The following is a 24,521-nucleotide window of genomic DNA, read 5'->3' as shown; positions in this document are numbered from 1 at the left end:
CGAGACGCCGCCGAACGCACGATAGAGGCAACATGGCGCAGGATCGGTAAGCTGCTCGACCGCTTCACCCCGCAGGAATGTGCGAATTACCTTGTCAACTCAGGATACGCTTCAACCTGATCTCATCTTGCTCTAGCTTGCGGATCGCTGTCTGATACAATCAGGCGAAAGACGTTCGGGAAGTCGCTGCGAACGAGCGTCTATGCAGATGCCATCCACACAATCGATAAGGCGCTGAGTTGATCAGCACCTTTTGATTCGTCTGACCGCCTTAATCAAAAACGTCAGCCACATCCGCAACGCCTACACCGTCTTTGATCTGGCGCAGGCGGATGTAGACGAGTGCGACGGCCACGCATCCCAGGCCATAGCTGATTGCAGATGCGGCGCTGTTGATCAGGACCCAGAGCATGACGTCGATCGAAGACAGCGCGTCTGCTGATGGCAGGCTTTCAATATCAAAAACGTTCAGACCGATCATCATATTTGACACCAATCCGAATGGAATAGAAATCACGATCAGGATCAAACCCAACAAAATAAGCAACCCAACAATCGGCCAGCGATACTCACGCGTCAGCTCAAAGCTTCTGTTCAAACCGCCGAAACCTGCGCGCTCAACGACAACGGCAGGTGTAGTCACGCACCAGGCTGCATAAATCCAGATACCGGGCACAATCAGCAGAACCAGCCCGATGCCTGCTGCAATGGTGATCACGATGCCCAAAACAGTCAAAGGGACAATAAACGTCAGCGCGCGCGACATATACTGGCTGTAGCGCAGAGGTGTGCCATTTTTGAAATCATAGGCAAGCTGATTGCACCACTGCTTTCACGCAACAGCTGACCAACGTGCCGCGCGTTCAAGAATATGTTCAAGGGCACATAGATGCGTTTTTGACCCATCTTAGAAGATGTCCTCAAGCGATGCAGATGATCCCTTACTGCGATTATGGATTGTAACTTCAAGCTGAAGCGCCGAGAGGATATCGAATATTGTCTCCAGCTTGGTTCCTGAGAGACCGTTTTCGATTTTTGAGATGGTCTCTTGCCAAACACCACTGCGAATGGCCAAATCTTTCTGGGTGAGCTTTTGTGCCTTCCGTGCCTCGCGAATGGCATGTCCAACTTCTTGTGGTGAGCGTGCAAGATATTTCATGTGTTCTCCTGTCAATCAGTATGACCTGTAGATCATAAAATATCAATATGATCTTAGGATCATAAATTTTCTTTATGACTTATGGATCATAGGGTTATCATTGACGTCCACAGAACTTCTTAGTGGCGACATGCAAACACTGCGTAAACCGCTTCACAGCGATGGCGCACGTTTTGCTCTGTGGTAATTGCAGACACGGTCAATGTTTTCCCGCGACGCTAAAATATTTCTGCGGTCAGTTGTGCCTGGTTCGCCCAGGGCCAGCAGGTGATGCAGTGCAATGCGTAATTCCTCCAACTGGTTGTTCGTCAAGCGCTCCAGCTCAATCATTGTAACTAATCTGATCATGTGATCCTCCTCATCGATCCTCAGACCCGCGCATGCGGGTCTTTCTTGACAGGCAGGTCGGCATAGGCGGATGATCAGGACACCGAAGGGCGCAACGGATGTGGAGCGGGTTTACCCTTGTCCTTTAGAGCAACCCGAAGAGTGTGAGGTCGGGATCTTGCGCGACCAGTTCCTCAAGAAAGGCCTCGTGCGGTGCGAGCTTTCCCTTGCTGCGCGGAGGCCCCTGCGGTGCGGGATCAGCATGGCCGATGGTCCGAACCTGCCGCGCCCACGGCGCACCCGTGGCGGGCGAAACCTTCAGACGCAACGCCGCTGCGAGACCGCTTAATTCTTCTTCAATATACTTCTGAAACCGCGCTCGAAGCGCATCCGGCAAAGGTGCTGACATGATCCATTTTCACAAACAGGATGAATCACAGATCAGCACTCAACGGAATCCCTCGCAATTCAGGTTCAGAACGAAACGCTTTAACAATCAAACCGGACCACCCGATGGGGGGCACGCCACAACGACCTATGCGCAAAACACAAAAGGGCACCCTTGGGCGCCCTTTTGCTTTGTATAAGATAATGATCAGGAGCCAACGGCAGTTGCCAGATCGTAGCTGAAGAGCTTTGGCGAATCTGCAGATCCATCTGTTTTGTAAGGTGTGAATTTCTGTTCGATATGTGTGAAATTCAAACGAATGGTTTCGATTGGGCGATCACCGCTTGTGTCCACCGAATATCCGGCCAGCAATGTATTGCTGAGGATATATTTCGTGTATTGTTGGCCGGGATTACCCGTTGTGACCAGATCAATCACGACTGTTTTGCCGATGTTGCCTGTGCAGGTTTCCTTGAAAATACCTACTGAGGATGAATCGGTAACTTTCGTTACGATAACCTCACTGATAACAGGCTCTGATGCTTCACGGTTGGCACTCGAACCAGCCTGGGTATTCATGTTCCGCGACACATTCCAGTGCAGCGACTCGATATCCCACCATCCAACGTGATCCTGATGCGTTGCTTCGCCGGGAATGCTATCATGCTGCAGGTAAATTGGCATTGTATAAGTCTCCAGGTTTCAGTTTTTAAAATATCGTACCGAAGTACATTTGGTGCTGCCGCCATCGGGAAATTCCGACGCCGACAACTTAGGTAGCCTTGTTTCGATGCGGTGTTTCTGCCTCTAAAACGAAATCACTATCTGCATCAATATCAAGGACGACCATCTTTGGCACACCGCCAGAGATGAGCGATTCTAAGAAGTAATCTGCCACTTTTGGAAGAAGGTCTTGTGACAGCATGGTTTCAATTGCGCGCGCGCCGGTATCGCCCGCCGCGGCATTTTCGACTATGTAAGATCGGGCCTTATCGCTAATGGTCAGATCGGTTCCGTAGGTGACTTTGGTCCGATCGGCGATTTTGCCCAACTGTATATCGACTATACCACCCAAGACATCCTTTGTCAGCGGAATATAAGGTAAAATTGCCACTCGGCCCAAAAAAGCCGGCTTGAATGTTTCCAGCAATTCGGGCTTTAGCGCCTTTTCCAAGGCGCGGCCTTCGGGCATGGTGTCGGGGTCTTCGGCCAGGGTCGCCAGCGTTTCGGTCCCGGTATTTGCGGTCATGATGATCGTGGTATTGCGGAAGTCGACATCGCGCCCTTCACCGTCGCGCAGGGTGCCTTTGTCGAAGACCTGATAAAAGATGTCCTGAACGCTTGGGTGGGCCTTGTCCATTTCATCCAGCAGCAGCACGCCATAGGGGCGGCGGCGGACTGCTTCGGTCAGAACACCACCTTCGCCGTAGCCGACATAACCGGGGGGCGACCCCATCAGAAGAGAGACTTTATGCTCTTCCTTATATTCCGACATATTGATCACGGTCAGGCCAGCGGGGCCGCCGTAAAGCTCATCGGCCAGGCCAAGCGCGGTTTCGGTTTTACCCACGCCCGAGGTGCCGACCAGCAGGAAAACACCGGTGGGCTTGCGTTCATCGGTCAGGCCCGCGCGGGATACGCGCATCGCTTCGGACAGTTTGTCGATCGCACCGTTCTGGCCCAGAACGCGGGTTTTCAGGCGGTCGCTCAGGCTGGAAACGGCGGTGATTTCATCCCGCATCAGGCGGCCTGTGGGCACGCCGGTCCAGCGGGCGACAACCGCGGAGATGGCTTCGTCATCGACCACGCGATGGATCAAAGGGCTTTCACCTTGAACATCATGCAGGGCCTTTTCGGCCTGTGTCAGACGCAGGAAGTTTTCGCCGTCTTTGGACAGGCTGTCTTCGATTTCGTCCGCCTCGGTTACCAGTTTGGTTTCCTGTTGCAGGCGGTCTTCCAGCACGGCGGCTTCAGACTGCGCAGCGGCCAGATCTTTTTGCAGTGACTCAAGCCGTGCCTTGGCGTCGTCATCCAGAAGTTCGGCCTGCAGGGCGGCGATTTCGCTGTCCAGCAGCTCGACCTCACGGCGCAGATCCTGCAGGGCGGCGGGTTGGGTCTGACGGCTGAGCGTGACTGCGGCGGCGGCGGTGTCGATCAGGCTGACGGCTTTGTCCGGCAGTTGCCGTTCGGGGATATATCGCGCCGACAATTCAACAGCGGCGCGCAGGGCGCGGTCGCGGATGCGGACGTTGTGGTGATCTTTGAACCGCGGTGCGATTTTCCGCATCATGCGGACGGCGGTTTCGATATCAGGCTCATCGACCTTGACCGTCTGGAAGCGACGCGTCAGGGCGGGATCTTTTTCGAAATACTTCTTGTATTCGGACCAGGTGGTCGCCGCGATCGTACGCAGATCACCCCGCGCCAGTGCCGGTTTCAGGATGTTGGCCGCATCGCCCTGACCCGACTGGGCGCCGGCCCCGATCAGGGTGTGGGCCTCGTCAATGAACAGAATGATGGGCTTGGGCGAGGCTTTAACCTGATCGACCACGCCCGTGAGGCGCCGTTCGAATTCGCCCTTAACGCCCGCGCCCGCCTGCAACAGGCTGAGGTCCAGCGCCATCAGCGAGACGTCTTTCAAACGGTCGGGCGCTTCGCCTTCGGCGATCATCAGGGCAAAGGCCTCGGCCACAGCGGTTTTGCCCACGCCCGCTTCGCCCACAAGGATCGGGTTGTTCTGGCGACGGCGCATCAGAATGTCGATCATCTGGCGCAGCTCGGCATCGCGACCGATGACGGAATCGATGCGGCCTGCTTTGGCGTCAGCGGTCAGGTCGGTGGCGTAGGCGGCCAGAAAATCTTCGCCGCCCGTCGCGGATGGGGCAGGCTGTGCGGTGGGGGCGGCGCCCGGTTCGGGCTGAGGTAATGCCTCACGCGCGGCATCTTCCAGTGCAGCCAGATTCATTTTCAACAGCGACGGCGCTGCCACACGCAGGGCCGACCGCAGATCACTTTCGGTGCCCAGGGTCAGCAACAGCGTCTCATCGGTGATCTGGCCGTGGCCAAAGCGCAAGGACGCTGTCAGCCAGGCTTCGCGGGCCAGCGTGACGATATTTTGTGACATCGACGGGGCCGACCCATGACCGCGGGGCAGGGATGCAATCGCCAGCTGTGCCTCTTTGATCGCGGTCGGCGCGTCGCACCCGGCCTTTTCAAGCGCCTCGGCGATTTCGGGGGTTTCGCACATTGTGTAAACAAAATGCTCGATCTCAATCGATTTGTTGGCATTGCGCACGGCAAGTGCTGCCGCTTTTTCAAGCGTAGATCGTAAGTTTGGGGCGAGATGCTGAATCAGAACGTGTAGATCAATTGCAGCCACTATCCAAATACCTCAAAAAGAATGAACCCGCTTGAACTTCGGTTTTTAATGCCGATAAATTTCGATAACCTAATTTTAATTTAAAGCAGCACGCCTGATTCGCAACCTAGTTTAGACATAAAGTTTCCACAAAGGCTTTCAGGTTTGCGTTCGTGCAACGGTTGAGGAGTTAAGATTGAACGATCAAGCTGCAATTGAAGCTGATCCCCTTGCGGCAGCCATTTCTGCCGAAGCGCCCATCGGGGTAGATATCCGTGAAAATGACGCCGCGAAGCCATTGTATTACAAGCTGCGTGATCTTCGCAGTCATGTCCGCGCGGAAGAACGACGTCTGGAAAAGCTGGAAAGCGTCGAACAAAGTCTGGTTGTTTGCCCAGAGTGGAAAGAGGTGAAGTCAACCGCCGAAGAGGTGCTGGCCAATCATTCCAAGGATATCGAGGTTCTGGCCTGGCTGATCGAGGCCGACACCAGATTGTCCGGATTTCAGGGACTTGCCCGCGGCTATGGTCTGTTATTGCAGTATCTTGAAACCTTTGGCACCGATCTGTTCCCCCTGCCGGAAGAGACCGAGGCCGATCGCTATGATCCCCTGACAGGGTTGAACGGTGGCGGACGCGAGGGCGCGCTGATCCAGCCTTTGCGCCTGGTTTCCCTGCTGCCGGGCGGGGGCTATGGGAACAATGCATACTGGTTTCGGCAAAGCGGGAATGAGGCCGCCCTGGTGGGTGCGATTGGTGAAGCCGGCAATGACGTCATGCTTCAGCAATTTGGTCACATCGAAGCAGCCCGCGCGGCCATTCGTCAGTCAGACCAGATCCTGACCGAAAAATATGGTGCCGATGCGCCACCTTTTGGCCTTATTCTGGAAACGCTGGATGAGATCATCATGTGGCTGTCGTCGCAGGTCGTGGCCCCTGTGGACGCGACCGAGGATAGTGATGAGGTGGCCAAGAGCGGCGCTAAATCTGACGCCAAGGCAAGTGGAGCAATTACAACCCGGGATGAAGCCTTTGCCCGGCTTATGGAAATCGCGGCCTTCTTTCGAAAAACGGAACCGCATTCCCCCATCAGCCATGCGCTGGAAACAATCGTGGACCGCGGTCGGATGGATTTCATGAAGCTGCTGGAAGAACTGATCCCTGACGAAAATATGCGCCGGTCCTTCATGACGACCGCAGGTATTCGCAAAAAAGCTGATAGCGAGTAAGTATTAGATGTGTCATGCTTTTGTCTTGATTGGCGATGCAGATTTGGCCGAAGGCTTTTGGCGGGGCGACCCGCAAAGATTTGAGTTTGTAAAAGACGTGAACTGATCCGAAAGGAATAAAAATATGCCCAGTGTACACGACAAGTTGGAAAAGGTACGCAAGCCCCGCGTCCACATTAAGTATGAAGTGGAAACAGAGGGCGCGATGGTCGAAAAGGAATTGCCGTTCGTCGTGGGCGTTCTTGGTGACTTTTCCGGCGATCCGACCGAAGAACTGAAGCCTTTTGGTCAGCGCAAGTTTGTGCAGATCGACATCGACAATTTCGACGCAGTGATGCAGCGCATGACGCCCGGTCTGAACATGAAGGTCAAGAACACGCTGTCGGATGACGAAGACAGCATGATGAATGTTGATCTGAAGTTTTCCAAGCTGGATGATTTCGAACCGGCCGCGGTTGTGGATCAAGTACCCGCGCTGAAGGCGCTGCTGGAAAGCCGCAATCAATTGCGCGATCTGCTTAGCAAGGCGGACCGGTCAGAAGAGCTGGAGCTGCTGCTGGAAAAGATTTTGCAGGACAACGATGCCGTCAAGAAGATGGTTGACGAGATCAAGGCGCAATCAGGCACTGATGGAGACAACGCGTAATGGCAACGAAAACCGACGCTCAGACCGGAGCAGAAGCGGTCACAGAAGATGCGGGCCTGTTGGATCAGGTTATAGGGGCAACCAAACAGACGGAACCGGATCGCACCAAAGAGCTGATGCGCGCGCTGACCGATGCAGCACTTGAAGGCACGGTGACGTTCAACCGCAATCTGACGATCACGCTGACCAAGGCGGTCGAGGAAATCGATGCCAAGATTTCTCAGCAGTTGGCCGAGATCATGCAGTCGCCCAAATTCGGCAAACTGGAAGGCACATGGCGCGGTCTGCATTATCTGGTGAAGAATTCTAACACCAGTTCGAACCTGAAGATCCGGGTCATGAACGCCACCAAGAAAGAGGTTGGCCGCGATCTGGCCAAGGCAGTTGAATTCGACCAGTCGCGTCTGTTCAAGGCGATTTATGAGGATGAATTCGGCACACCCGGCGGTGAACCGATTGGCGCGATCATCGGGGATTATGAATTCGACAACGGGTTCGAGGATCTTGAATGCCTACAGAACATGAGCTCGGTTTCAGCCGCGGCTTTTGCGCCGTTTATCTCGGCCGCCAGCCCCAAGTTGTTCGGGTTCGAAGATTACACTGAACTGAGCAAACCGCGCGATCTGTCCAAGATTTTCGACACGTCGGAATATGCCAAGTGGCGGAATTTCCGTGCCAGCGAAGATTCACGCTTTGTCACGCTGACATTGCCGCGTGCGCTGGCCCGTGTGCCCTATGGTCCGCGGACCCGCACGATCGAAGAGTTCGATTATGACGAGGCTATCGCATACGAAGGCGACCGTATTCCGCATAACAATTACTGCTGGATGAATGCGTCTTATGTCATGGGCGCGCGTCTGACCGAAGCCTTTGGCGAATACGGTTGGTGCACGGCCATTCGTGGTGCAGAAAATGGCGGTAAGGTCGAAGGGTTGCCAATGCACCTGTTCTCGACCGATGAAGGCGACGTGGACATCAAGTGCCCGACCGAAATCGGGATCACCGACCGGCGCGATGCGGAACTGGGCAACATGGGCTTCCTGCCGCTGTGCCATTACAAGAACACCGATTATGCCGTGTTCTTCGGGGCCCAGACCACGCACAAGCCCCTGAAGTACGACACGCCCGAGGCCACCGCCAATGCCGCAATTTCAGCGCGTCTGCCTTATATCATGGCGACGTCACGCTTTGCGCATTATCTGAAGGTGATCGGTCGCGACAAGATCGGATCGTTCATGGAGGCGCAGGATTGTGAACAGTGGCTGAACCGCTGGATCAACAACTATGTCAACGCCAATGATGAAGCCGGGCCTGAGATGCGTGCGAAATATCCGCTGCGGGATGCCAAGGTATCAGTTCAGGAAATTCCCGGCAGACCCGGCAGTTATAATGCCGTGGCCTGGCTGCGGCCCTGGTTGCAGATGGAAGAGCTGACAACATCGTTGCGGATGGTGGCCCGGATACCCGAAAAGAACTGATGATGCCTGATACAGCAGTCCTGACGGAACAGACTGCGGATGACGCTTTGTCCAGGGCCCGGTATCGGGCCCTGACTGCACGTGTGGACCGGTTGATCGCACGGATTGACCAGGCGCTGACGGCGCAGGTCAATGAAATTATCCATGCCCCCGAATTCATGTCGCTGGCCGGGCGCTGGATGGTTCTGCACAAACTGGTCGCAGAAAACGGCAGCGACGGCGAGGTTTTGATCAAGATCCTGAATGTCAGTTGGAAGGCATTGGCGCGCAATATGGAACGCAGCGTGGATTTTGATCAAAGCCATCTGTTCAAGCTGATCTATGACGAAGAACTGGGGATGCCCGGCGGGTTGCCCTTTGGTCTGCTGATCGGGGACTATGACATTGGCGTCGATGTCACCCGCGAACGGGGGGACTCAATCGCCGTTCTGCGCCAGATTGCGTCGGTGGCGGCTGCAGCCTTTTGCCCGTTTATCGCATCGGCCGCGCCTGACTGTCTGGGGCTTGAGGATTATACCGATCTGTCCGGTGCTTTTGACCTGCGCGGCGATGACAAGACGCCCGAACGCATCCGCTGGAACGCCCTGCGTGATATGGAAGATACGCGGTTCGTGGGTTTGGTCGCGCCGCGGATCAGCATCAGAAAACCTTACCGGATGACGGACGCTGATCGCATTGACGGTTTTGTGTTCAACGAAACGCTTGGCGTGACGCATTGTGTCAGTGGGGCCTATGCCTTTGCGATGGTGGTGTTGAAGGCCTATAAGGAAAGTGGTTGGTTTGCGGCCATTCGCGGCGCCTATCAGGATGAGGACGGCGGCGGGCGCGTGACGTCTTTCATGCCCCATGACTTTGAAACCGATCTGCACGGGCTGTCGGAACAGCCCCCCGTCGAAGTACGTCTGACCAGTGTTCAGGAACAGTATATGATCGAAAACGGGATAATCCCCGTGGCCTCGCTTTATCTGTCGTCTGATCCGGTGTTTAACGCCAATCCGTCACTGCACCGGCCTGCGAATTACAACAGCGCGATTGCGGAACGGAACGCGCGCTTGTCGTCTATGCTGCAGTATGTATTGTGCACGGCCCGCTTTGCCCATTACCTGAAGATCATCATGCGTGATGAGGTCGGCAGCATCGCGGATGAGGCCAGCCTGCAAAGCCGCCTGATGGAGTGGCTGACGCAGTATTGTCTGGGCAATGATGATGCCGACACAGCCCTGACCGCGCGCTATCCGCTGCGCCGCGCTGGCGTGAAGGTGGCGGAAATTGCCGGGCGGCCCGGCACCTATTCCTGCGCCATTCATCTGCAGCCGCATTTTCAACTGGATGATATCGCCACGACCTTTCATCTGATTGCCGAAAGTAATGATCAAAAGAGGATCGCATGAGCAGCCTGTCAGACCTTTTATCGAACAATGATCTTGAGGGTGCGATCGCAGCCGCCTCGGCCCAGGTGAAAGAGCACCCAGATCAGGCCGAGCCGCGTGTGGTTCTGGCGGATTTATGTGTGTGCAGTGGCGATCTGGAAAAGGCCGAAACGCATCTGAAAATGGCGTCGCGGATTTCACCGGACGAGGCGGTCGCATTGGCGTCTTATCGCAATTACCTGCGCGGCCTTTACGCCCGTAACCGTTGGTTTGAAGAGGCCGCGGTGCCCGAATTTCCGCAAGGCCCCACAGACTGCGACAAGCTGGCGACCAAGATCGGTCTGGCCCTGCGCGATGGGGATGGTGATGCCGCAAAGGCGCTGCTGGATCAGCTGGATGATCTGCGCGGTGAGGTGGCTGTGCATTGGAACGGCGAACCGGCCGAGGATTTTCGCGATCTGGATGACCGTATCCCCCATGCGCTTGAGGCGCTGACAACGGGCGGCAGTTATCTGTGGGTGGATTTCACCCTGATCCAGTCGCTTGATTTTGCCGCTGCTGAAAGGCCCCGTGATCTGGCGCTGCGCAAGGCGCGGATGACGCTGACCGATGGTGCCTCGGCCGAGGTTCTGATCCCCGCGACTTACTATGGCGCGACCGGTGTCGCGCATCAGTTGGGCCGTCAGACTGATTGGGTCGAACAGCCTGGCGGTCTGGTCACAGGGCAGGGGCAGCGCGCCTTTCTGGTGGGGGACGAGATGAAGGATATCATGGGCGCCGAAAGCATCGGTTTTGTCCATGTCAAAGCCGAGGTCGCCAATGGCTGATCCCGCAGATCGGTTTCGCGCGACAAGCGACCGGCTGGCGACAAGCCTGCTGGATCGTTTGATCGATGACGATCCCGATCTGGAACGCGATCCCCTGATGACGGTCGGCCAGCAGATCAACGATATCAAATCGGCCCTGCGCCGTGATCTTGAGATTGTGCTGAACACCCGCTGCCGCCCCGAAAGCCTGCCGGGCGGACATTCCGAACTGGGCGACAGCCTGCTGAGTTTCGGGATCGAGGATATGTTTTCCACCCGTCTGGTCACCGACCGCCAGCGGCAGGCCATGGCGCAAGAACTGCAAGTCCGGATCGCGCGATTTGAACCGCGGCTGGATGATTTATCGGTCACGTTGATCCCGAATAATGACCCGACCGAACGTGTTTTACGCATCAGGATCTCGGCCACTTATCAGATCCAGCAGGGGTTGCCGCCTATCGTCTTTGACACGCGGTTTGATCCGGTCACGCAGCGCTTTGCGGTGATGGAGGGCGGCCGTGGCTAACCGCTTTCTGGAATTCTACAACGACGAACTGGCCGCGCTGCGTACGCGGGCCGTGCGGTTCAGCGAAGCATTCCCAAAGATTGCTGGCCGGCTACGTTTGGCCAAGGATACCAGCGATGACCCCCATGTCGAACGCCTGATCCAAAGTTTCGCCTTCACCGCCGCGCGCATCCGGCAAAAGATTGACGACAGCCTGCCCGAGCTGACCGATGCGCTGTTGGAAACGCTTTATCCGCATTACCTAAGCCCCGTGCCATCGATGACGGTGGTGCAGGTGCAACCGGCCGATGGGCTGGATGCCGTGCAGATGGTGCCACGGCACACCCAGATTGTCTCGGACCCGATCGACGGCGATGTCTGCCGGTTTCGCACGTCTCAGCCAGTGGCCATGGCGCCGGTGCAGATCACGAATATCCGCATGATGGCCCGCCCCATCGAGGCGCCGCAAATCCGTGATGGCAAGGCGGCGGGATGTCTGGCGGTGACGGTACGCAAGACCGCAAAGACGCCGCTGGTCGAACTGGGTCTGAGCAAGCTGCGGTTTTATATCGCCGCCCCCGCGCGTCAGGCGGCCGCCCTGCATACATTGCTGTTCAACCACTGCACAGATGTCGGGTTCGGACTGCATTCCAATGACGCGGACGCGGTGTTCCTGCCAGCCTCGGCCGTGTCGCAGGTGGGGTTTGGCGATGACGAATGGTTGCTGCCTTATCCCGAAAACAGCTTTCTGGGCTATCGCACGCTAACCGAATTTTTCGCCCTGCCGCAGAAGTTTCTGTTCTTTGATGTCGATGTCACCCGCGTGACCCAGGACGAAGAGGTCACGATCTATATCTATTTCGATGCAGGCCCCGGCCGGTTGGAACGCGATATCGGGTCGGGCAGTCTGCTGTTGCACTGCACGCCGATGGTGAACCATTTCCCCAAACGGGCCGAGCCGATCACGCTGGATGGGACACGCACCAAGTATCCGCTGATCGCCGACGCGCGCCGGGCGAAAACGCAGCGCGTGCACTCGGTGACATCCGTGACCCTGACCGATACCGATGGTCAGGCGACCCCCGCCTATCCGTTTTTCAATCGTCTGTCGGGGAATAACATCGGCACCGTCGCCTGGCATTTTCACCGCCATTCCCGGCGGGATGGTGTGCGGTCGGGTGAAAGCTCAATCGCGTTTGTTGACGAGGCGAACAGGCCAAAGCCCGTGATCGACGCCGTCGCCAGCATCGAAATTCTGGCAACCAACGGCAATCTGCCCAGCAAACTGCCCTTTGGGGGTGGTCAGCCGCGACTTTATCTGGCCGACGCGCTTGAGGCCGCCGAGGGCATCACCTGCCTGCAGCCGATTTCCAGTCAATACAGCCCCGATGATGCTGACAATCGCGCCTGGCGGTTGTTGTCGCATCTGTCGCTGAACCATCTGTCGATCACCAAGGGCGGCGCGCCTGCGCTGCGCAATATTCTGGGGCTTTATGATATATCCGAGGCCAAGGAACCCGCACGCCTGATCGCGTCAATCGATGACATCGAAACCAATCCCGGTATCGCGCGGCTGGGCAATGCCATGGTGCCGGGCACCGACGTGACGCTGATCTTCGACGATCAGGTGATCGATCAGGCAGATGCCTATTTCTTTGGCACGATGATTGACCGGTTTCTGGGCTGCTATGCGTCGGTGAACACCTTCACGCGGTTGTCGCTGAAGATGAAGAACCGTACTGATATTCTGGCCACCTTCCCGCCCCGCGCGGGGGAGGAGGCGATGCTATGAACCAGCCCGCCGTACCTAAGATGCCCCAAACCGCTGGAACAACGCGCGTTTTCCTGAAACTGGTTGACCAGCCCGAGGCATTCGATCCGATATCAGCCATTCGCATTGCTGAAGCCGAGGCCGCAGATCGTGGCCTGCCATTGGTCATCACCGCGCCGCCTGAAACCGCACTGCGGGCAACACCGGTGCATGGGGTGCAGCTGCATGACGACCGCATTGAGGTTCAGACGGCACTGGCTGGTGTTGTCGGGCCACTATCGCCGCTGCCACCCGCCTACACCGAGATGGTCGCGCTGTCGAACCGACGCCGGTCGCGGGGGTTGGGCGCCTTCTTTGATATCTTTTCGGACCGGCTGACCTGGCTTTTCGTGCATGCGGCGGAAAAATACAGCCTGCCGGTGCTGCTGCGCTGGAACTCGGACGGTCAGAACCGCATACGGACAGCGCTGTTTTCGCTGATGGGTCTGTCCAGCGGTCAGTTGCGTCGCCGCACGCCGCTGCCGCGTGATGGGCTGTTGCGCTATGCGGGTCTTTTGGCGCAGCGCACACGTACAGCGCAGGGGCTGCGTGCCGTTTTGGCGGCTGAGTTGCAATTGCCGGTTCAGGTGAAACAGTTCCACACCCGCTGGGTGCCGATCCCGCCGTCCGAGCAGACGCAAATGGATGGCAATCCGCGCAGGCCGACCCTGCTGGGGCAGAACACGACCGCAGGGGCGTTTCTGCCCGACAAATCAGGAAAGGTGCGGATCATTGTGGGGCCGGTGCGCTATCACGATTTTCTGTCGCTGGAACCCGGCACGCCACGGGTTGATGCGTTGCAAAACCTGATCCGACTTTATCTGGGACCGGTTCTGGATTTCGATATTCAGGTCATTCTGGCCAAGGAGGACGTCCCCGATACGCAGTTGGGGGGTGCGGGCCCCATGGCGCGTCTGGGGTGGAACACCTGGGCGAAATCCCAGCCCAGTGACCAGGACAGCGACCAGGCCGTGATCGAGGCGGCGGTATGATGCAAAGGGCAAAACGACAGACCGGAGGATGGCAGTGAGTTTGACGCTTGAAATCACAGGCGGGCCCTATGCGGGGCAGGTGCGGGTGCTGGATGGCAGTAGGCCCTTTACCGTCGGCACCATGCGCGACTGCCAGTGGATTTTGCCCACGACCGGCCGGGATGAGATCAAGGTCACTGTTCGTGCCTCAACCACCGGATTTGAGATGACGCCCGAAGGCGATGTATCGATGGAAGGCCAGCCGCTGGTCCCTGAAAAGGCGATTGAGATCGGGCACGGCAGTCAGATCACGATTGCCGAACACGCGCTGACAGCCCGGATTGAACAGACCGCCAGTACCGCCTGGGACACGCGCAAGGACGAATTTTCCGCGCCTACCATCAGTTCAATCCTGTCGGATGTAGCGCCGGGTGGGGCGGGGGCCTCGGGGCCATTGCCGGGACGGGCGGGTGAAGAATGGATGTCAAAAGATCCGCTTTTGCCGCAAGGCGATGGTACGGTGGCGGCTATTCCATCGGCCAATGCGTTCGGCTCGCGGTTGCCCGATGACTGGAACATTCCAGACGACCGCAAGAACCAACAGATGCAGGCCCCGGCAACCGATCAGGTCATCCACATCAACACACCCAAGGAAAAACCGGCCGAGGTCAGCGCGCCCGTTGGGCACTCGACCGATTTGCTGAAACTGTTTGTTGAGGCCGCAGGGCTGTCGATGGCCGATATCACAGCTGATCCCGAGGCGATCATGCGGGCGGCGGGTCAGACGCTGCGCGCGGCGATTGAGGGGATCGAGCAGCTTGAACAGGAAGCGCAGCGGTTTGAGGCCGAGTTGGGCCTGAATGCCTTGCCCGCGTCTGACGTGGACCGCGCGGCTGCCTCGCTGGATGTGTTGCTGGGATTTGCTGGTGTGGATACGGCCAATCAGATCCGCGCCCGCGCCAATGCTTTGGCAGGCAAGCAGCGTGCAATTTCCATGGCAATTGATGCCACACTTTTGCGCGCCAGGCAGGATATGGCGCCAGACAGTATTCAAACCAAAGCGGCCGCGGATGGTGGGCTGCCCTTTGGCAAAAAGTCCCAGTACTGGGACACGTATATCAAGGAATGGTCGGCAGAGGATGCGCCGTTGGGCAAGGATGCCTTCCGCGATGCCTATGATACAGCGACCGGTGGATTGACGAGCGGGAAGGAAGACAAGTGAAAACGGCCAATCGCGTTGCCTGGACCGAGGGCATGTTCCTGCGGACCCAGCATTTCCAGCAGGCGGACCGCTGGACCGAACATCTGGTGGTGGAAGCCACGCGCCCGTTGGCCCCTTATCCCTGGGGTCTAACCGAAATTTCGATCGATCATTCTGCCCTGGCGATCGGGCGATTTGCGCTGACCTCGATCAGTGGGGTTTTGCCCGACGGCACGCCGTTTTCCGCGCCTGAACACTGCGATCTGCCCGCGCCCCTGACGCTGGATGAAACCGTCAAGAACGCCCGTGTCTTGCTGACCCTGCCCATGTTGCGCCCCGGTGCGCCCAGTTTCGCGCCCGATGGTGGGCCGGTATCGGCCCGCCAGACGCGGTCGGACTATGATGCGGCGGATGACAACACAGACAGTGCCTTTACCGCCGAAATCTCGGTCGGGCGACTGCGGTTTTCGCTGAAACTGGAAACCGATGACACCGCCGGTTTCGAACAGCTGATGCTGGGCCGGGTGCTTGAGGTCAAAAGCGATATGTCGGTCGTGCTGGATGACAATATTATCCCGCCAATTATGAAGGTTGGGGCCAGTGGGCGGTTGTCCAGCCTGCTGACCGAATTTCTGGGTTTGATCCGCCACCGGGCCGAGGCGATTGCCAAACGCGCCGGTGATCCCAGCCTGCGCGGCGCGGCCGAGGTGGGCGATTATCTGATGCTGCAGGCCCTGAACCGGGCCAGTCCTGTGATGGCGCATCTGAATGCGCAGGCGGGGCAGATCCACCCTGAACTGCTTTATCGGCAGTGTGTTGCGCTGGCCGGTGAACTGGCCACGCTGACCGAACCCACGCGTCTGCCCGAAGAATTCCCCGCCTATCGGCACGATGATCTGGAAGCCACCTTCGCCCCCGTATTGGCGGCCCTGCGCCGGGCATTGTCGTCGGTCATGGAGCAAAGTGCTGTGCCGATCCCGCTGGAACAGCGCCGCCATGGGGTGCGCGTGGGTATGATCAGCGATGCGTCGCTGTTGAAAGAGGCAGGCTTTGTCCTGGCCGTGCGCGCCGATATGGCGGGCGAGGCTTTGCGTCGGAACCTGCCCAACCAGATCAAGGTGGGTCCGGTCGAACGGATCGCCGAACTGGTCAACGTTGCCCTTCCCGGTGTGCCTGTGCGCCCCGCCGCTGTTGCACCAAGGCAACTGCCGTTTTCTTCTGGCACGGTTTACTTCGATCTAGAGACCGAGGGCGATATCTGGGATAGTATCAAGAAGTCAGGGACGGTTGCGATTCATTTAGCGACAGAGTTTCCCGGTATTGAATTAGAACTTTGGGGTCTGAGGTAATGGTTTCTTCATCCGATCCGCTTGATAACGAAGACGGCAACGATCCAAAGGTTGTTCTGCCCAATCCCGGTGGTGGTGATGCCGGGCCGCGTATCCCTACACCCGCCGGACAGGCTGAGCCGGATGAACAGGTCACTGCTGAACCTATAAGGCCCGCTGCTGATCTGCCGATTGCTGAAATGCTGTCAGGCTTTCGCATGTCAGGTGGTGAGGTCCCGCAAGTGGTGGCGGCTGCTGCGCCTTTATTGAACTTGGCGCATGCTTTGCGCGCGCGATCGGCCCCGCCTGATTTAGGAACACTGCGGCGGGAAACAACGCAGGCCGTCAAGGCATACGAGGGGCAGTTGGCATCATCCGGGATCATGCCTGAACAGGCCCGCGCGGCGCATTATATCGTCTGTGCCACACTGGACGATGTGATCCGCAATACGGCCTGGGGCGCGGATTGGTCGGTGTCGGGTCTGGTGTCGACATTCCACATCGATGTGACCGGCGGCGACCGGGTCTTTGAGCTGCTGAATCATTTCCAAAGCAATCCTGGTGCACATCGCGATGTGCTGATGCTGATCTATCTTTGCCTGTCGTTGGGGTTTGAGGGGCGCACACGGGTGTCGGCCCGCGGCGCGATGGAACTGGCGCAGATCCGCGACGGCCTTTACCGCACACTGCGCAATCAGATCGGGACGTTTGAGCGTGACCTGTCACCCCGCTGGGAAGGTGAAGATGCGGCGCATGAACCGATCAAGTCAGGCCGGTTGCTGTGGGCCATCGCAGGGGCCTTGGTTCTGTTTTTTGCCCTGCTTTACACGGCGTTGTCCTATTCGCTGAACCGCAATTCCGACGAAGTGCTGCGCACTTTTGCCAATCTGCCGCCCAATGCGGCGCCCAGCATCTTTATTCCCGATCCACCCCCGGCGCCTGTCATTCAAGAACCGGTGGTTGAGCAGCCCGTTTTTGTGCCTGATGAACCCGCTCCACCTGCACCGCCTGATCCTTTGCAACGGCTGATCGACTATCTGCAGCCTGATGTGCAGAACGGCACGATTGAGGTCTACCGCATTGACGACGCTGTTTTGATCCGTGTGGAAAACGCAGGGGCCTTCGGGTCGGGTCGCGCCGATCTGAACGAAGATTTCTATGAATTCTACGACAATATCGGTGCCGGTATCGCAACATCTGCCGAAGATTTCCGCGTGATCATCGAAGGCCATACCGATAGCGACAGGCCTGGTTTTGGTTCCCGTTTCGGATCAAACACCGATCTGGCCGAGGCGCGCGCCCTGGCGGTCAAGGAACGCATCGCAGGTGTTTATACCGAACCTGAACGCATCACAATCGAAGCTGCCGCTGAACGAAAACCAATTGCCACAAACGAGACGCCTGAAGGCAAAGAAGCCAATCGGCGCACGGATATTTATGTCTACGTCGAAGGGGCCCGGCTATCGCCCGAGCTTCGAAACATCGGCGTCATTTCAGAAGCTCAATAGGGTGTAGATCCATGAATCCACTCGGTATTTACAGCAATATTCGATCCTGGGTCGACAGTTACGCAGGTGTCTTGGGACGCCGGTTTATCGTCGTGATCTGGGTGATCGCAATCGCAGTCATCGTCTGGCTTTTCGGGCCTTCGTTGGAACTGGGCGGCAATCGCCCGCTGGAACCTGTCTGGCGTCGTCTGCTGATTATTGGTGCCGTCGTATTGGCCTGGGTCATCTGGATGGTGATGGGCTGGCTGAAATCACGCCGTGCCGAAAAAGAGATGATCGACGACATCGCCGAAAGTCCCGAAGACCGCGATGCTGCTGAAACGAAAGAAGAAATAGAAGAACTGCGCAGCCGTCTGAAAGATGCCATGAAGCTGATGCGCAAGGTCGTGGGCAAACGGATGGGCTATGCCTATACCTTTCCCTGGTATCTGATGATCGGTGCCCCTGGGGCGGGGAAGACGACATTGCTGGTCAACTCGGGCCTGAAATTCCCGCTGGGCGATGCGATGGGGGCCGAGCCGCTGCAGGGCGTTGGTGGAACGCGGAACTGTAACTGGTGGTTCACGGACAGGGCCATTCTGATTGACACAGCCGGTCGATATACGACACAGGAAACGGCGGCCGCGCGGGACAAGGCGGGCTGGCTGGGCTTTCTGAACATGCTGAAACGCCACCGTCCGGGGCAACCTGTCAACGGGGTGGTCATCACGGTTTCGCTGACGGACCTACTGACACAGAAGCCCGAAGAACGCATGCGCGATATCCGCGCCATTCGGCAGCGTTTGTCGGAACTGGACGAAACCCTTGGCGCGCGTATTCCGATCTATGTCGTGCTGACAAAGGCGGACCAACTGGCCGGGTTCACTCAGTTTTTCGACGGACTTGGCAAGGACGCACGCGAACAGGTCTGGGGCATGACCTTCGACTTTCAGGAAAGCGCGAACAGTGACGCGCTTGGGGATTATTTCCGCGGCGAATTTGCAGCTTTGCAGGATCGCTTGAATGGCTTACTTCTGGAACGGCTTCAACAAGAACCCGACATTGCGCGACGCGGCCATATTTTTCGCTTTCCGGCGCAGATTGCCCAGCTTGAGGAAAGTCTGGTTGAAATCGTATCTGAACTGTCATCAGGCACGGATTTTGTAAACCGACCCTTGATGCGCGGGGTCTATCTTGCCTCGGCCACACAAGACGATCCGACCCGCAGCAAGCCCTTGGCGCAAACGATGAACCGCAGCTATTTCGTGGGCCGTCTGTTTTCGAATGTGATATTGGGCGAGGCGGCGCTGGTGTCGCGGGATGACCGCCTAAGCCGTCGTCGCAAGATACTGCGCGGGGCTGGTATTGGGGTGATGGCGACTTCGGTTGTCATTCTGCTGGTCAGCTGGCTGACCGGGTTTTTCTTCAACCGCGATGCAGTTTTTCAGGCGGACGAGACCCTGGCTGGGTATCAGGCTATTTTCGATAACAGCGAAATCCCGGTGCGAGGTGTCACTGACAGTGATTTTCTGCGTGTTCTAGGGCCCTTGGATCGGTTGGCTTCGGCCCCTGATGGCTTTGACGACAAAGACAGCATGATAGATCGTATCGCATCGTTCGCGCCCGGTCTTAATCAGGAACGCAAGATCAGGCGTGGCCATGGCAGCGCCTATGATCGCGCGTTGGGCAGTCTGCTTTTGACGCGATATATGGTGCATCTGCGTAAGGAACTGCAGCAGGACGATCTGACCGATGCCGAACGTTTCAGTGCGTTGAAATATTATCTTGGGCTGGCGGGCGAAGGTCCGATTGACCGCGAAGGTCTTCTGACACACGCCCAAGCCAGTTTCGAACAGCTTTATTCCGGGTCCGGGCGCGCGGCCACCCGCGAAAACCTGATGCGTCATATGCGGGCGATGCTGGACAGTACGACCTTGCCGCCCATCGATGTCGATGAGGATTTCCTGGTCGCCGAGACGCGTGAGATGATCGCCGAATACAGCCCGTCCGAGCGGGCCTTTGATCTGCTGCTGGCCCTGCCCGAGGCGCGGGCCATCCCAGACTGGCGCCCGCAGACGCAGTTGGGCGCCGTTGCGGCACGTCTTTTTGTGCGGCCATCGGGGCTTGGTATGGATGAGGGGATTGATGGCATTTACACCCGCGTCGGTTATCAGACCGTTGTCGTGCCGAACCTGATGCGCGTGTCCGAAATTGCCTCGGGCGAGGCATGGGTGCGCGGGCAGGCCGCGTCTGAGGCGCCGCTGCCCAGTGCCATTGGAGTCGATGTTGCGGATCTGTATTTTTCGAATTTTCAGGATGTTTGGCGCGATTTCCTGAATGATTTTAAAATCCGCCAGCCTGCAAACCTGCCCGATGCGACCGAACTGGCCTTGGATTTGTCGTCCGAGACCGTCGTGCCGCTTGAACGTGTCGCGCGCGAGGTGGCCACCGCCACGCATCTGACTGGAATCAGTGATAATGTGAATGATGTGCTGCCCGAGGGCACGCCGCATCCGCTATTGGCTTTGGCGGGCGCTGACCTGCCAATTGATCCGCTGGCCGCACCCGATCCCTATCTGTCGCTACGCCGCGCACTTGCACCTACGTCAGACGAAGATCAGGGCAACGCACTGTCGGCCCTGCAACCCGCATTCCGCGCGGTTTACGACAACCTGAACCGCGCGATTTCGTTCGAAGGGTCGGTCAGTGAGGTTTTTGGAGCCGACAGTCAACTGACACAGAATTTGCAGGAATTGGTGGTGATCGGGCGCGGTTTACCGGTTCCGATTGATACAATGGTGATAGGTGCTGCAACTGACATTGCTGATCTGCGTCTGTCGCGCGTGCGGCAAGAGATTTCAGCCTTGTGGGAAGCGCAATATGCGCAGCAATGTAGAGAACGCGCTGAAGGACGTTATCCATTTGATCCAAATGCTCGGACTGAAGTAAGTATTGTTGAATTCTCAAGGCTTTTTGGACCTGATGGAGATTTTCCAACATTTTTTGACCAACATCTGGCTGAATTTGTTGATCAGACAACAGACCCATGGTCTTGGAGGGGGGGATTAGGTACTTCGGGTACATCATCTGAACCTCTGCTGGCGTTCCAAAATGCAAAAACAATTCAGGATGCATTTTTTGTAGGCCGACAACGACTACCTCGAATTGTTTTCACAATGACTCTTCGAGAGATTGATCCCGAATTTGATGGAGTTGTTTTGCAAATCGGCAGGACGCAGAATGCGATACGTACCAATCGAGATATTCCAAATCGTGAAGAGCTGGTATGGCCTTCATCTGATGGAAGAAGTAATGCAGCATTGTATCTACTTGGTCGCCAAGGGGCTTACATTCAGCATAATTCTGAATGGGGTATTTTTCGTTTGATTGGTGATGGCCGTACTGAGCGGATTAACGATGATATTTATCGTATCTACTACGGCAATGATGTAACGATAGATCTGCAAACGGACTCGATTAACAACCCGATTCAACTGCAGGCTTTGCAAGATTTTACCTGCCCCGAAACGCTTTTGGGGAATTAGGGGCAGATATCGATTATGGCTGAAAACGGACGACACTCGGGGTATTTCGGGAAAATTCCAACCCATGGCGATTTCGTCAGTAATTATCTGGACCGTGGTTTTATCACCAAGCTGGACGACTGGCTGCAGGCCTCGATCCGGGAAAGCCAGACGCAACTGGGTGAAAAATGGCTGGATGCCTTTCTGGTGTCGCCCGTCTGGCGCATCGCGTTTCCGGCGGGCATCTGGGGACCCCTGCCAGTCCTGACCGTCATGATGCCAAGTGTCGACCGGGTCGGGCGATATTTTCCGTTGACGCTGTCGACCACTCTGCCGCAGCCCAGGATCACACCAAAACGCCTGCGCAGCGCGGATTTCTGGTTCAATCAGGCAGAACGCCTAGTGTTGTCAACGCTGGAGCAGGACTTTGCGCTGCCAAATTTTGACAGTGCGACCCATGAACTGGCCCCGCCTGCAACCTATAAGATCGTTGATCAGAACCCATATGAACCGGGTGAAGACCGCCAGAATGTGTTCTGGTGGACGAGGGAAACACAGCGCGTGCCGATCGTCACGACCGGTCTGCCCAAACCCGAAGAGTTCAGTCATTTTCTGTCGCGCCCCGAACCGCCCAAACGCGCCATCGCAGCGGTGAAACAGAAAACGCCGCCTGAACCCGAGGCCCCGCCAAAGCCAACCACACCCGAAGCCCCGCCGCCACGCGTGCCGCTTGATGTGGAATTTGGTACCTCGTCTACGCGTGGTGCGACATCGCGGATCAACAGTGACGGATGGTATGTCTCGGACAACAAACAGCTTTATGCGCTGATCGGCGGACAGGGGGATATGCCGATCAATGTGTCGGCAGCGAAGACAATCGTTGATACATTGTCGGTCATTGACAGCACCTTTTCGATGAATGATCTGGTGGCGGAAACCAAAGGCAAGCTGGGTCGTGCGCATGCGCTGTTGCGGGCGCAGGATTTACCTGGGCGCCCATCGGCGGTGGCATCGGCTGTGGTGCTGCTGATTGAGGGCCAGCGATATTCGGTCCTGTGGGCGGGAAATGCGCGCGCCTATCTGTTGCGGGATGGCGAATTGCATGCGTTGACGCGGGATCATGTTGATGCGAAACTGCCTATGATTTTAACGCGCTCGATCGGTGGTGTGAACCAACTGACATTAGACAGCGGCATCGGCCAGGTGCGTGATGGTGATAGATTTTTAATGTGTTCGGCGGGTGTTCACAACGCCCTTTCACAAAATGACATTAAGGAAACACTTGCAAATGAGTCATCCCCTGAAAAAACCGCGACAGTTCTGACACAGGATGCCGTCATCAGCGGCGGCTCTCTTGACGCAACGGCACTGGCGATGTTTTTAAGTGCCAAAACATAAGCGAAAAATCGCTGAAGCAGGTTTCGGAGACAATAGATATGCTTAAAGCCACCAGTCGAGTAGTGTTGCTGAGTTTATTGTGTGCGTGCGCGCCTTCTGACGGACCATCGACGCGATCGATGATCAGTTCGGCGCGCGCCAACGATGTTCCGGTCGTCGATTTGACCGCCCGCGCCATCACCGCACAGCAAGAAGCCGGGATGCCCAGTCTGAGCAAAGCCTTTGCCGGTGGTACATACCGTCCTGGAATCGTGCGCCGTGGGGATACGATCAATGTGACGGTTTTTGACTCAGGCGATGCCGGCCTGTTTTCGACCGCTGACAGTTCATCGCTGAACCTTGGCGATTATACGGTCGATCGGTCGGGTAACGTCAATTTGCCGTTCATCGGCGTGATCCGAGTGGCGGATCGTAGCTTGCCAACCGTTCAGACGTCTATCGCCGAACAATTGCGCGAAAGTGCGATAAACCCCTTTGTCAGCGTGAATATTACTCGTAAGGAAACCGACACATTCACCGTTCAGGGTGAGGTCGCAGGTGCTGGTGTGTTCCCCCTGACGGCCCGCGGTGAAAACGTGCTGGAAGCGATAGCATTGGCCGGTGGTCCTACCGGCAAGCCTGGCCAGACCGAGGTCAAGCTGATCCGAGAAGGCAATTCCGCCGCCCAAACACTGCAGTCTATCTATGATACGCCTGCGGACAACGTGGCCCTTCTGCCTGGCGATATCCTATTGCTGTCGCCTGCGCCCCATACCTTCATCGCGGGTGGGGCTTTGAATACCAAGGGCGAAATTCCGTTTTCGGCCGGATCGATCAATTTGAACCAGGCGATTGCGCGTGCGGGCGGTCTGGCCGATGGTCGGGCCAACCCGCGGTCTGTTTTTGTCTTGCGCACAATCTCGGCCGAGGAAGCACGTCAGTTGGGCGAGCGGGTATCGTCGAAAATTCCATCCGGCGGTAACATCATCTATCGTGTGAACCTGCGCAAAACCGATCAGGTTTTCCTGGCTGACCGTTTCATGATCCGCGATGGTGACCAGATTTTCGTGGGCGACGCACCTTTGGCCAAAACGGGCAAGATCACCCAGGTCTTCAGCCGCCCGCCCGAATTGCCACCGGCGCCAACAGTTGAACTTCCCTGACAATAATAAGAAACGAGGGACCAAAGCGGCCGTATCCTAACTGGATGCGGCCGCTTCACTTTTGACACCATTCTGATGATCAGGCTAGCGCATCGTCCTAAAAACCAGCAACGCTGTATCCACCCATCCCGCCCGACCCGCCCACCGTCGGGCCGGTCGCTTCTCGCCCACCCTCGGGCCGGTCGCTTCTCGCCCACCCTCGGGCCGGTCGCTGCCCTCAGCTCTCATCAAACACATTTCAGATTTTTAGGATGATGCGCTAGAGCAAGATGAGATCAGGTTGAAGCGTATCCTGAGTTGACAAGGTAATTCGCACATTCCTGCGGGGTGAAGCGGTCGAGCAGCTTACCGATCCTGCGCCATGTTGCCTCTATCGTGCGTTCGGCGGCGTCTCG

20 protein-coding genes are annotated in these 24,521 nt (G+C 57.1%); 14 read left to right on the top strand and 6 right to left on the bottom strand.

The annotated features are described in order from the left end of the window. Window positions 1-271: 271 nt before the first annotated feature. The 6 genes from H7848_RS17915 to tssH form a co-directional block, all read right to left on the bottom strand. Window positions 272-766, bottom strand: coding sequence for a DUF7847 domain-containing protein (locus H7848_RS17915; protein WP_208354180.1), 495 nt, complete (start codon window positions 764-766; stop codon window positions 272-274). A gap of 141 nt (window positions 767-907) precedes the next feature. Then, window positions 908-1,159 (bottom strand): helix-turn-helix domain-containing protein, encoded by a 252-nt coding sequence (locus tag H7848_RS17910; RefSeq protein ID WP_208354178.1) that lies wholly within the window; start codon window positions 1,157-1,159, stop codon window positions 908-910. A gap of 153 nt (window positions 1,160-1,312) precedes the next feature. Next, window positions 1,313-1,507, bottom strand: coding sequence for a hypothetical protein (locus H7848_RS17905; RefSeq protein WP_208354177.1), 195 nt, complete (start codon window positions 1,505-1,507; stop codon window positions 1,313-1,315). Window positions 1,508-1,631: 124 nt separating this feature from the next. After that, window positions 1,632-1,895, bottom strand: coding sequence for a COG3415 family protein (locus H7848_RS17900; RefSeq protein ID WP_208354176.1), 264 nt, complete (start codon window positions 1,893-1,895; stop codon window positions 1,632-1,634). A gap of 186 nt (window positions 1,896-2,081) precedes the next feature. After that, entirely contained in the window at window positions 2,082-2,558 is a 477-nt protein-coding gene (locus tag H7848_RS17895) for an Hcp family type VI secretion system effector (protein ID WP_208354175.1), read from the bottom strand. Window positions 2,559-2,646: 88 nt separating this feature from the next. Beyond that, window positions 2,647-5,253, bottom strand: a complete 2,607-nt coding sequence (gene tssH, locus H7848_RS17890) for a type VI secretion system ATPase TssH (RefSeq protein WP_208354174.1) — start codon at window positions 5,251-5,253, stop codon at window positions 2,647-2,649. Window positions 5,254-5,428: 175 nt separating this feature from the next. On the opposite strand from tssH, the gene H7848_RS17885 reads away from it, so the two are divergent. From H7848_RS17885 to H7848_RS17820, 14 genes are all read left to right on the top strand, one after another. Next, on the top strand, window positions 5,429-6,460 hold the full coding sequence (locus H7848_RS17885; protein WP_208354173.1) for a type VI secretion system protein TssA: 1,032 nt from the start codon (window positions 5,429-5,431) through the stop codon (window positions 6,458-6,460). Window positions 6,461-6,584: 124 nt separating this feature from the next. After that, window positions 6,585-7,106, top strand: coding sequence for a type VI secretion system contractile sheath small subunit (gene tssB, locus H7848_RS17880; protein ID WP_208354172.1), 522 nt, complete (start codon window positions 6,585-6,587; stop codon window positions 7,104-7,106). Next, on the top strand, window positions 7,106-8,584 hold the full coding sequence (tssC, locus tag H7848_RS17875) for a type VI secretion system contractile sheath large subunit (protein ID WP_208354171.1): 1,479 nt from the start codon (window positions 7,106-7,108) through the stop codon (window positions 8,582-8,584). Before tssB ends, tssC (H7848_RS17875) begins: the two co-directional genes overlap by 1 nt. A 2-nt stretch (window positions 8,585-8,586) precedes the next feature. Further along, entirely contained in the window at window positions 8,587-9,975 is a 1,389-nt protein-coding gene (tssC, locus tag H7848_RS17870) for a type VI secretion system contractile sheath large subunit (RefSeq protein WP_208354170.1), read from the top strand. Further along, window positions 9,972-10,781: a type VI secretion system accessory protein TagJ gene (locus H7848_RS17865; protein ID WP_208354168.1), complete on the top strand. Its 810-nt coding sequence runs from the start codon at window positions 9,972-9,974 to the stop codon at window positions 10,779-10,781. Before tssC (H7848_RS17870) ends, H7848_RS17865 begins: the two co-directional genes overlap by 4 nt. After that, complete coding sequence (gene tssE, locus H7848_RS17860; protein WP_208354166.1) at window positions 10,774-11,286, top strand: type VI secretion system baseplate subunit TssE; 513 nt, start codon at window positions 10,774-10,776, stop codon at window positions 11,284-11,286. The genes H7848_RS17865 and tssE overlap by 8 nt, the downstream gene beginning before the upstream one ends. Further along, window positions 11,279-13,057, top strand: a complete 1,779-nt coding sequence (gene tssF, locus H7848_RS17855) for a type VI secretion system baseplate subunit TssF (RefSeq protein ID WP_208354164.1) — start codon at window positions 11,279-11,281, stop codon at window positions 13,055-13,057. Before tssE ends, tssF begins: the two co-directional genes overlap by 8 nt. Further along, window positions 13,054-14,067, top strand: coding sequence for a type VI secretion system baseplate subunit TssG (gene tssG / locus H7848_RS17850; RefSeq protein ID WP_208354163.1), 1,014 nt, complete (start codon window positions 13,054-13,056; stop codon window positions 14,065-14,067). The genes tssF and tssG overlap by 4 nt, the downstream gene beginning before the upstream one ends. A gap of 34 nt (window positions 14,068-14,101) precedes the next feature. Then, window positions 14,102-15,268: a type VI secretion system-associated FHA domain protein gene (locus H7848_RS17845; protein ID WP_208354162.1), complete on the top strand. Its 1,167-nt coding sequence runs from the start codon at window positions 14,102-14,104 to the stop codon at window positions 15,266-15,268. Continuing rightward, window positions 15,265-16,596 carry a type VI secretion system baseplate subunit TssK gene (tssK, locus tag H7848_RS17840; protein WP_208354161.1) on the top strand — a complete coding sequence of 444 codons (1,332 nt, stop codon included), beginning with the start codon at window positions 15,265-15,267 and terminating at the stop codon, window positions 16,594-16,596. The genes H7848_RS17845 and tssK overlap by 4 nt, the downstream gene beginning before the upstream one ends. After that, window positions 16,596-18,083 (top strand): type IVB secretion system protein IcmH/DotU, encoded by a 1,488-nt coding sequence (gene icmH, locus H7848_RS17835; protein ID WP_208354160.1) that lies wholly within the window; start codon window positions 16,596-16,598, stop codon window positions 18,081-18,083. The genes tssK and icmH overlap by 1 nt, the downstream gene beginning before the upstream one ends. Window positions 18,084-18,094: 11 nt before the next feature. Further along, entirely contained in the window at window positions 18,095-21,607 is a 3,513-nt protein-coding gene (gene tssM, locus H7848_RS17830) for a type VI secretion system membrane subunit TssM (RefSeq protein WP_208354159.1), read from the top strand. A gap of 15 nt (window positions 21,608-21,622) precedes the next feature. Next, on the top strand, window positions 21,623-22,984 hold the full coding sequence (gene tagF, locus H7848_RS17825; protein ID WP_208354158.1) for a type VI secretion system-associated protein TagF: 1,362 nt from the start codon (window positions 21,623-21,625) through the stop codon (window positions 22,982-22,984). A gap of 119 nt (window positions 22,985-23,103) precedes the next feature. After that, entirely contained in the window at window positions 23,104-24,126 is a 1,023-nt protein-coding gene (locus H7848_RS17820) for a polysaccharide biosynthesis/export family protein (protein ID WP_208354156.1), read from the top strand. Window positions 24,127-24,521: the final 395 nt, after the last annotated feature.

It is taken from the genome of Pseudaestuariivita rosea (assembly GCF_017592335.1).
GTDB classification, from domain to species: Bacteria; Pseudomonadota; Alphaproteobacteria; order Rhodobacterales; family Rhodobacteraceae; genus Parasulfitobacter; species Parasulfitobacter rosea.
The sequence above is the reverse complement of the archived record's forward strand: the minus strand, read 5'-3'. Positions and strand labels throughout refer to the sequence as shown.